The sequence below is a fragment of the Enterobacter sp. KBR-315C3_2022 genome, from assembly GCF_041399425.1.
Taxonomy (GTDB): domain Bacteria; phylum Pseudomonadota; class Gammaproteobacteria; order Enterobacterales; family Enterobacteriaceae; genus Enterobacter.
Genome location: NZ_JBGKEB010000024.1, coordinates 1 through 9,590, shown reverse-complemented (window position 1 = coordinate 9,590; position 9,590 = coordinate 1). Strand labels below are relative to the sequence as shown.

8 protein-coding genes are annotated in these 9,590 nt (G+C 55.7%); all 8 read left to right on the top strand.

The features are described from left to right. Positions 1 to 85: 85 nt before the first annotated feature. The 8 genes from AB8804_RS19555 (at position 86) to yegS (ending at position 9,218) form a co-directional block, all read left to right on the top strand. Entirely contained in the window at positions 86 to 643 is a 558-nt protein-coding gene (locus AB8804_RS19555) for a tyrosine-type DNA invertase (RefSeq protein ID WP_371189389.1), read from the top strand. A gap of 375 nt (positions 644 to 1,018) precedes the next feature. Then, positions 1,019 to 1,540 (top strand): fimbrial protein, encoded by a 522-nt coding sequence (locus AB8804_RS19550; RefSeq protein ID WP_297121839.1) that lies wholly within the window; start codon positions 1,019 to 1,021, stop codon positions 1,538 to 1,540. 52 nt (positions 1,541 to 1,592) lie between these two features. Further along, on the top strand, positions 1,593 to 2,270 hold the full coding sequence (locus tag AB8804_RS19545; protein WP_371189382.1) for a molecular chaperone: 678 nt from the start codon (positions 1,593 to 1,595) through the stop codon (positions 2,268 to 2,270). Between the two features lie 11 nt (positions 2,271 to 2,281). Further along, the gene (locus AB8804_RS19540; protein WP_371189378.1) at positions 2,282 to 4,777 is read left to right on the top strand and encodes a fimbria/pilus outer membrane usher protein; all 2,496 of its coding nucleotides are present in this window, start codon (positions 2,282 to 2,284) and stop codon (positions 4,775 to 4,777) included. After that, positions 4,777 to 5,784, top strand: a complete 1,008-nt coding sequence (locus AB8804_RS19535; RefSeq protein ID WP_371189373.1) for a fimbrial protein — start codon at positions 4,777 to 4,779, stop codon at positions 5,782 to 5,784. Before AB8804_RS19540 ends, AB8804_RS19535 begins: the two co-directional genes overlap by 1 nt. Positions 5,785 to 5,979: 195 nt before the next feature. Beyond that, a complete protein-coding gene (locus AB8804_RS19530; RefSeq protein ID WP_371189369.1) occupies positions 5,980 to 6,582 on the top strand; it encodes a tyrosine-type DNA invertase in 603 nt (200 codons plus the stop codon). A gap of 126 nt (positions 6,583 to 6,708) precedes the next feature. Then, positions 6,709 to 8,070: a tRNA 5-hydroxyuridine modification protein YegQ gene (gene yegQ / locus AB8804_RS19525; RefSeq protein ID WP_371189364.1), complete on the top strand. Its 1,362-nt coding sequence runs from the start codon at positions 6,709 to 6,711 to the stop codon at positions 8,068 to 8,070. 248 nt (positions 8,071 to 8,318) lie between these two features. Then, complete coding sequence (gene yegS, locus AB8804_RS19520; protein WP_371189360.1) at positions 8,319 to 9,218, top strand: lipid kinase YegS; 900 nt, start codon at positions 8,319 to 8,321, stop codon at positions 9,216 to 9,218. The last annotated feature ends 372 nt before the right edge of the window (positions 9,219 to 9,590 follow it).

Here is a 9,590-nt window from a genome sequence, read left to right as displayed (position 1 = left end):
TATCTTTACACATTTCTTTGATATAACCTTAGCGGTTTCAGGGTATAAATCTCTTCCCCCGATCATAATTTATGAGGAGATTATTATGGCCCAACGCAAATATTTAACCCGAAAAGAGATTGACGCATTAATTGCTGCAACCAAAACCAGCGCTTATCCTGAAAGGGATCGCTGCATGATTGAGATTTGTTTCAGGCACGGCCTGCGGGTCAGCGAATTAGTTAATCTACAAATCACCGACATTAGCCTTTCCGATAAAACAATCTATATCCAGCGTCTGAAAAACGGCTTCTCCACCATTCAACCTCTGATTCATACCGAAATTGTTGCCCTGGAGCGCTGGCTGGCGTGTCGACGCCACTGGCGGGACGCGTCAAGCACGCGGCTTTTTCTTTCCCGAAATGGCGGAAGCCTTACCCGGCAGTATGTTTACAAGTTACTCAAAAACTGGGGCACGGAAGCCGGTATTACGGTGGCGGTCCATCCGCATATGCTTCGTCATTCCTGTGGCTATGCGCTGGCGGATCTGGGCGCCGATACGCGGCTTATCCAGGACTATCTGGGACACAGAAATATCCGGCACACCGTGATTTATACGGCCAGCAACGCCGAAAGATTTAAGGGGGTGTGGCGGGAAAGGTAGGAGAAAAATATTCCACTTTGACCCAAACTGGAACTGATTTTAAATAAACCCTGACGGATGTCAATCTTCTCAAAATATCGTCAAAAGAAAATCTTACAGGCCTATGAAATTTAACTGCTTTATTTCTTAACCTCATTTCCCCTTTCTGCATCCGACATATCCACATATTTATTCCGACTTTCTACTCATTACCCACGAACTGAATTAACGTGATAAAAACCTGCGCATTAACCACCAGGCAGTGATTACCACCACCACCCGATGATTTTCCGGTCATAAATAAAGTTTACTTTTTGGGTCAAATTGTCATGTTTTTTTCGACACGACATGGCGCGCCCTTTCTGAAGTAATTCTCTAATTTATAAAGGAAAACATATGAAGCGCTTTACACTTCCACTCATCGCATCTGCTCTGGGAGCGACTATCGCCACCAGCCACGCGGCAGACGGCACCATCCGCTTCACCGGCGCGGTTACGGATACCACCTGCACCATCGCAACAGGATCGCAGAACCTCAACGTTGACCTCGGCAAAGTGGCGAAAACGTCCCTGAACGGCGCGGCCGGAATGCAGGCCTCCCCTACCCGTTTCATCATTGCGCTGACGGGCTGCCCGGAAACCGTTAAAAACGCCAACGTCAAATTTGACGGCACGGCGCACAGCGCTAACCCTCGCCTGCTGGCGCTGGACAGCGGCACCGGTATTGCCACCGGCGTAGGCATTCAGATTGCCGATTCAGACGGCAGCGAGATCCCGCTCCACACCGCCACCCGGGACTACGCCCTGGCCACCGGCGCAAACCAGCTCAGCTTCACCGCTCGCTATGTCTCAACTGCAGCCGCCGTCACCACCGGAACGGCCAACGGCACGTCGCAGTTCACCATTAACTACAAGTAAAACGTTACGCGTTTTCAGGTGCAGGGATGCACCGTTTATCAGAGGAAGAGGAATGGAAAAGGTGCTTATGCTGCTGATCGTCGTAACGGCGTTATTCGTGGGCCCAGCGAAAGCCGGTATTGTGATAGGCGGTACCCGGATTATCTTTGACGCTAAAAATAAAGAGGCGTCTGCCTCCATTAAAAATACCAGCAAGGCGGATGTGTTTCTCATTCAGAGCTGGCTGGAAAGCGAGGCTGCCGGGCAAAAACCCCCCTTTATCGTCACCCCTCCGCTGTTCCGCATTAACGCCGGCGAAGAAAACCTGCTGCGTATCGTGCTTACGGACAATTCGCTACCGAAAGACCGGGAATCTGTCTTCTGGTTAAACGTGAAATCAATTCCGGCGCAGGACACCAGCAAATCTGCCAGTAACGTTTTGCAGGTGGTCATTAAGTCTCGCCTCAAGTTTTTCTACCGTCCTGAAGGGCTGGAGGGGACGCCCGAAGACGCGTGGCAACGGTTAACTCCCGCCCGCAGCGGCAGCCAGCTCGAGCTGACCAATCCGACGCCCTATTACGTCTCGCTGTATTCGCTGAAGGTCGACGGGGCGGAGATTAAAGAAGCCGACCTGGTTCCCCCTAAGGGTAAAGTCCGCTTCGCGCTGCCGTCTGCGGCGGCCTCCAGAGTCTCGTGGCAGGCAATTAGCGACTACGGCAGCATCAGTAGTGAAGAACAACGTACATTGTGAGGCCGTGGAACATGCAAAACCCCGATCCACGCCCGTTTATCGTTGTGCTGGCACTGCTCCTGATACTGATAGTGCTTATGGGCTACGTGCAGACGGCGTACTCAACGGAAAAATTCAATATTCACGCGCTGGAAATTGATAACCCCGACCAGCCCATCGCCGATCTCGCCTGGTTTACCCAGGATAACGGCCAAATTCCCGGCGTTTACCCGGTCACGGTGTATGTCAACGGCGAGCGTCAGCGCGACATTCAGCATATCGCCTTTGCGACGGGCCCGGACGGGAAGCTCGTTGCCCGGCTTACGCCCGCCATGCTCACGCAGTGGGGAGTCAACACCGCCGCGTTTCCACCTTTGCAGGCACAGCCGGAGGATAAGCCTCTGGACGATCTCGGCGCGATAATCCCGATGGCGAAAACGGCGTTACGCTTTAACACGCTGCAGCTTGACGTCTCAATCCCGCAGGCGGCGATGAATACCACCGCGCGCGGCTGGGTGGATCCTGCCGAATGGGATAATGGCGTTCCCGCGCTGCTGCTGAACTACAGCGTCACGGGGAATAGCAGCCGTTACCGCGGCAGCGGCAGCAGCCAAAGCCAGTATGCCAACCTAAACAGCGGGCTGAATATTGGCCCCTGGCGCCTGCGCAACTATTCAACGTGGAATTCCGACGACGGGCAAAGCCGCTGGGAGTCCATCAATACCTACGCAGAGCGCAACGTCCCGGCGTTGAAAAGCCAGCTGACGCTGGGGGACAGCTTTACCGCGTCGGATATTTTCGACAGCGTGCAGTTTCGCGGAGCCCAGCTGGCCTCAGACGACGCGATGCTGCCGGACAGCCTGCGCGGGTTTGCCCCCGTCATACGGGGGATTGCGCAGTCTACGGCGCAGGTGACCATCCGCCAGAACGGCTACGTGATTTATCAGTCATCGGTGGCGCCCGGGGCGTTTACCATCGATGACCTTTACCCCACGTCCGGCAGCGGCGATCTCGAGGTCACGATAAAAGAAGCGGACGGCAGCGAGCGAAAATTTACCCAGCCCTTCTCCGCCGTCCCCATTATGCAGCGCGAGGGACGGCTGAAGTACGCGCTGACCGGCGGGAAGTATCGCAGCAGCAGCAGCGACAGCGATAAGCCCGAGTTTATCCAGTCAACGTTCATCTACGGCCTGCCTCGCGCCGTGACGGCCTACAGCGGCGTTCTCTATTCGGGAAATTACCGCGCCGCCGCGCTGGGGCTGGGGTTCGGGTTCGGTACGCTGGGTTCGCTGTCCGCTGACGCTACCACCGCGCACACCTCGCTTGAGGGCGATCGCAACCGTCAGGGCCAGTCGTACCGGGTGCAATACTCAAAGGATATTCAGACCAGCGGCACCAGCTTTACGCTGGCGGCGTATCGCTATTCGACGAAGGGTTTTTATACCTTTCAGGAAGCGAATGATTTCCGCTCCGACAGCGCAAACGGCGGCCTGACAACGTTCGCCAAACGCCAGAAAATGCAGCTCGATATTAGCCAAAATGCGCAAGCCCTCGGCTCGCTATTTCTTTCAGGCTATCAGCAGAGCTACTGGGGCCAGAGCGGGTACGAACGCACCCTCAGCGCGGGCTGGAACAACACCTTCAAGGGCGTGAACCTGAGCGTGGTGTATAGCTACAGCCGCTACCCCGGCAGCGCGCAGCCCGCCGACCAGCAGGTCGCGCTTAACGTACAGGTTCCGCTTTCCCGTTTCCTGCCCAATGCGTGGGCAAGCTACAGCGCGACGGCCTCCCGAGGCGGCGACACGCGCCATCAGCTTGGGATAAACGGCACCGCGCTGCCCGACAACAACCTCAGCTACAGCCTCCAGCAGGGCTACGCCAGCCGGGGCAACGTCAACAGCGGAGCGCTCAGCGCGACCTATCGGGGAACCTACGGCGAGCTTAGCGGAGGCTACAGCTACGACGACAGCATGCAGCAAATCAACTACGGCCTGCGCGGCGGGGTTGTCGCTCATCCGCACGGCGTGACGCTTTCCCAGTCGCTCGGCCAGTCGCTGGCGCTGGTTCGCGCCCCAGGTGCCAGCGGCGTGAAGGTGCAGAACAACACGGGCGTTTATACCGACTGGCGAGGCTATGCGGTCGTACCGTACGTGAATCCCTATAAGAAAAACCGCGTTGCCCTGGCGACGGAAACGCTGGGTGACGATGTGGATCTTGAATCCTCGGTGCAGACCGTCGTCCCGACGCAGGGTGCCGTGGTGCTGGCTAACTTCAACACTCGCACCGGTAAACGCGTGCTGATGACGCTGCTTTATAAGGGGCTGCCGGTGCCGTTTGGCGCGCAGGCGACGCTCAAAAATGGCGACAGCGGCATTGTGGGCGACGACGGACAGGTCTATCTGACGGGCGTTCCCGACAAGGGCGAAATTGCCGTGAGCTGGAGCGGCGCAAAGCGGTGCGTGGTGCGTTATCAGCTGCCGGACAGCGACGCGCAGCCGGTCACCTCAACGGAACAGGAGTGTCTGTAATGAACAGGTTTTTACTCGCGGGTGGGCTGTTGCTGGCCCCCGCTTCTTTGGCTTTTGCCGCAAGCTGTAATTTCATTTCAGGCGGCGCGACGATTAACCCTGGGACTATCACCGTACAGCGGGATGTTGCCGTGGGTGAATCACTAAGCGATTATTTCTTTGTGTCGATTGTTCCAGCTTTCCGTGATTGCGAATTCAATAGTGAATCACCCACGTGGCGAGCAGTAGGGTTACTTTCGGCAAATACTTTTTCTTCTGGGTTAAGCTATCAAGGCCACCGGGTATTCGATACAAATTTACCTGGGGTCGGAATGATTATCATAGGGGAAGCATCGATTGATACTGACTTGTCAAACAAATCTCCGTTGGTAGGGATTTATAGCGGTCAGCGTGAAGTAGTCTTCTGGACGCAGGACGTCATAAAAGGCACGTTATTTCAGGCTAGCGCCAGGGTAGGTATCCGCCTGATAAAAACAGGTACGATAAGTGGAGGCACATTATCGGGAAATATTGGAAGATTTTTCAACCGTATAAGAACACAGCATGTGCTACCCGATGTTCCGATTACGTTTTCCGGAGGATCAATAAGAGTCGTGTCCTGTTCGGTTACCACGCCGAATATCAGCGTGCCCTTGGGTAAACAGGCAAAATCCAGCTTTAAGGGCGTCGGTTCCGGTACGGAGTGGCAAAGTTTTGATATCCAGCTGAACTGCATTAAAGGTGCGCGGATCAACGTCCGCCTTGACGCCACCGCCGCACCGGCAACCACGCGAAAAGATATTATGAGGCTCGATCCAGAAAGCGGAGATATTGCGGCCAAAGGCGTCGGGATCCAGATCGGCTACCGTATGGGTTATGAATTAGAATTAGGTAAGACGCTGCTCTACGAAACGTCTAAATTTGATACGGAATTTATTCTGCTTCGCGCCCGCTATTATCAGACAGAAGAAAATGTTATTGCCGGTAAAGCCAATGGCACCGCCACCTTTACCCTGACGTATAAATAATATAAACGTTGTTTATTACCCGTTTGCCCGGTCCGTGATCCGGGCTTTTTTTGCTGAAACCTTTCCTTCCTGCTAACTGATATTAGCCTACAAATCCATTACCGTAATTTACTTAGAATTGAATTAGTACAGCATTGAAACTAATCAAATTCAATGATATACCCCATTTTAGGTATTTTTTAAAACGGAAAAGTCATGAGCAAGCGAAAGTATTTAACGGCTAACGAAATCGATAAAATTTTGCTTGCGACTCGCCAGGGTAAATATCACCTGCGTGACTATTGCCTGTTTAAAATGTGCTTTGTGCACGGCCTGCGCGTCAGCGAAGCACGTCAGCTCTTTCTCTCCGATATCGATATTCCAGGGCGCACCATTTTTATTCGCCGATTGAAGAACAGCCTCTCAACGCAGCACCCTCTCTTTGACGATGAGATAGAAGCGATTATTAACTGGAAAGAGCAGCGCAATCACTGGCGCGGCGCGGAGAGCGACTGGCTATTCCTGTCGCAAAAGGGCGGCCCGCTTTCCAGACAGCATATTCGTAATTTATTAAAAACGTACGGCGCAGCGTCCGGCATTCGATCTCATCCGCATATGCTGCGCCACGCGTGCGGCTACGCCCTGGCCGATCGCGGCAACGACACCCGCCTGATTCAGGACTATCTGGGCCATAAAAATATCCGTCATACCGTGCTTTACACCGCGACCAACGCCCGGCGCTTTACCACAATCTGGGATTGTCACCAAAAAAAGCGCGACATGTTATTCGCTGAAGAGGGCAAGAATACGGACGGATAAACGGGCGTAATGGTTTACCTCCCCGCCCCGCAGCGCTACAATGCCCGCCCTTAAAGTAGGGGATCATCCCCTCACCGCGGCACCGGGTGCGCGCGGATCTGACCTGTCATCAGAACGAGAACAAACATGTTTAAACCGGAACTCCTCTCCCCGGCGGGAACGCTGCAAAATATGCGTTACGCTTTCGCCTATGGTGCCGATGCCGTTTACGCGGGCCAGCCGCGCTACTCGCTGCGCGTGCGCAACAATGAATTCAACCACGAGAATCTGCAGCTCGGTATCAACGAAGCACATGCCCTGGGCAAGAAATTCTACGTGGTGGTGAATATCGCCCCGCACAACGCCAAGCTGAAAACGTTCATCCGCGACCTGAAGCCGGTGGTGGATATGGGGCCGGACGCGCTGATCATGTCAGACCCGGGCTTAATCATGCTGGTTCGCGAAAACTTCCCGGAGATGGACATCCACCTGTCCGTGCAGGCCAACGCCGTCAACTGGGCGACGGTCAAGTTCTGGAAGCAGATGGGGCTGACCCGCGTCATTTTGTCTCGTGAATTGTCACTTGAAGAGATCGAAGAGATCCGCACCCAGGTGCCGGAGATGGAAATCGAAATCTTCGTTCACGGCGCGCTGTGCATGGCCTACTCCGGCCGCTGCCTGCTCTCCGGCTATATCAACAAGCGCGACCCGAACCAGGGCACCTGCACCAATGCCTGCCGCTGGGAGTACAACGTTCAGGAAGGTAAAGAGGACGACGTCGGCAATATCGTTCACAAGCACGAGCCGATCCCGGTGACCAACGTGGAGCCGACGCTCGGCATCGGTGCGCCGACCGACAGCGTATTTATGATTGAAGAGGCCAAGCGTCCGGGCGAATACATGACCGCCTTTGAAGACGAGCACGGCACCTACATCATGAACTCGAAGGACCTGCGCGCCATTGCGCACGTTGAGCGCCTGACGCAGATGGGCGTGCACTCCCTGAAAATCGAAGGCCGCACTAAGTCCTACTACTACTGCGCGCGCACCGCGCAGGTTTACCGTAAGGCCATCGACGATGCCGCAGCCGGTAAACCGTTTGATACCAGCCTGCTGGAAACCCTGGAAGGCCTTGCGCATCGCGGCTATACCGAGGGCTTCCTGCGCCGTCATACCCACGACGACTACCAGAATTACGAGCACGGCTACTCCGTTTCCGAGCGCCAGCAGTTCGTCGGCGATTTCACCGGCGAGCGCAAAGGCGCGCTGGCGGCCGTGGCGGTGAAAAACAAGTTCACCAAAGGCGACAGCCTGGAGCTGATGACCCCGCAGGGCAACATGAACTTCACGCTGGAGCATCTGGAAAACGGCAAAGGCGAAGCGATTGAGGTTGCGCCGGGCGACGGGCACACCGTCTGGCTGCCTGTGCCGGAAGAGGTTGAGCTGAAATTTGCGCTGCTGATGCGTAACTTCGACGGCGAAAGCACGCGTAATCCGCACGGCAAATAGTTAAGCAGGGAAATTTTTTCACGCTGGGATGATTCTTAGAATCGGATCACACACCGCTTCGTTCAATACGGTTATCATCCCACCCGCTGAAAAACATAACCCATAAATGCTAGCTGTACCAGGAACCACCTCCTTAGCCTGCGTAATCTCCCTTACGCGGGCTTATTTTTTTCCTTTCGTCCTGTTCTTACCCGCTTTTTTCCTTCCTGCGATACACTCTTGATAGAGCTAAAAAAGGAATAATGTAGATGGCAAACTATCCAGACAGTTTATTGATTCTGAATGGCAAAAGTGCGGGCAACGATATTCTGCGCCAGGCAATTACCGAGCTCCGCGAAGACGGCGCCCGCATCCACGTGCGCGTCACGTGGGAGAAAGGCGACGCGGCGCGCTACATCAGAGAAGGCTATCGCCTGGGCGTTGAAACCATTATTTCCGGCGGCGGCGATGGCACTATTAATGAAATCGCCAGCGCCCTGATCGCTCTCCCCGCCGCTGAGCGCCCGGCAATGGGCATACTGCCGCTCGGTACGGCGAACGATTTCGCCACCAGCGCGGGTATCCCGGAGGATTTGGGGAAAGCCCTGCAGCTGGCGATCCTCGGCAAGTCGACCGCCGTGGATATTGCCCAGGTGAATGATAAAACCTGCTTTATCAATATGGCGACGGGCGGTTTTGGCACCCGCATCACCAGCGAAACGCCGGAGAGGCTGAAGGCCGCGCTGGGCGGCGTGTCGTATTTGATTCATGGCCTGATGCGCATGGATACGCTGAAGCCCGACCGCTGCGAGATCCACGGCGAGAATTTTCACTGGCAGGGAGACGCGCTGGTGATTGGGATCGGCAACGGCCGTCAGGCGGGCGGCGGGCAGCAGCTGTGCCCGGAGGCGCTGATCAACGACGGTCAGCTCCAGCTGCGTATTTTTACCGGAGACGGGCTGCTGCCCGCGCTGTTTACTACCCTCACCCAGCCGGAAACCAGCCCGAATATTATCGCCGGGAAATCCGCATGGTTTGAGATTAACGCCCCGCACGGGATGACGTTTAACCTTGACGGCGAGCCGCTGAGCGGCGAGCAGTTCCGCATTGAGGTCATCCCCGGCGCGCTGCAGTGCCGCCTGCCGCCGGACTGCGCGCTGCTGCGCTGATGTTTCACACGGTGCGCGATGATGCCCTCGCTCCAACCCTCTTCCACGGGGCTGAGGGATCCCCACAATTTACAGCCTGGCACAGAATGCTCCCTCTCCATTCAGGGAGAGGGTTGGGGTGAGGGGGAACATACGGCTGTGGTGGTAATTCCGTTCACTTTACGAGCCTTGCTACTCTGAAATCACGTTACTTGTGAACGTGTTAAGAGGGCTCGCCGCCGCCCCCTTAACAATCCGGGCTCCCGGCAGAGAAAATCGCCGCTTCGCGGTGCCCTCAGCTTATTCCTTTCGGCTTTCGGGTCGGGCACCAGCCTGCATCCCTGCAGGCTATGCCCTCGCCGCGCCTCCCGGCGCGGCGCCCCGGCCGTGGCG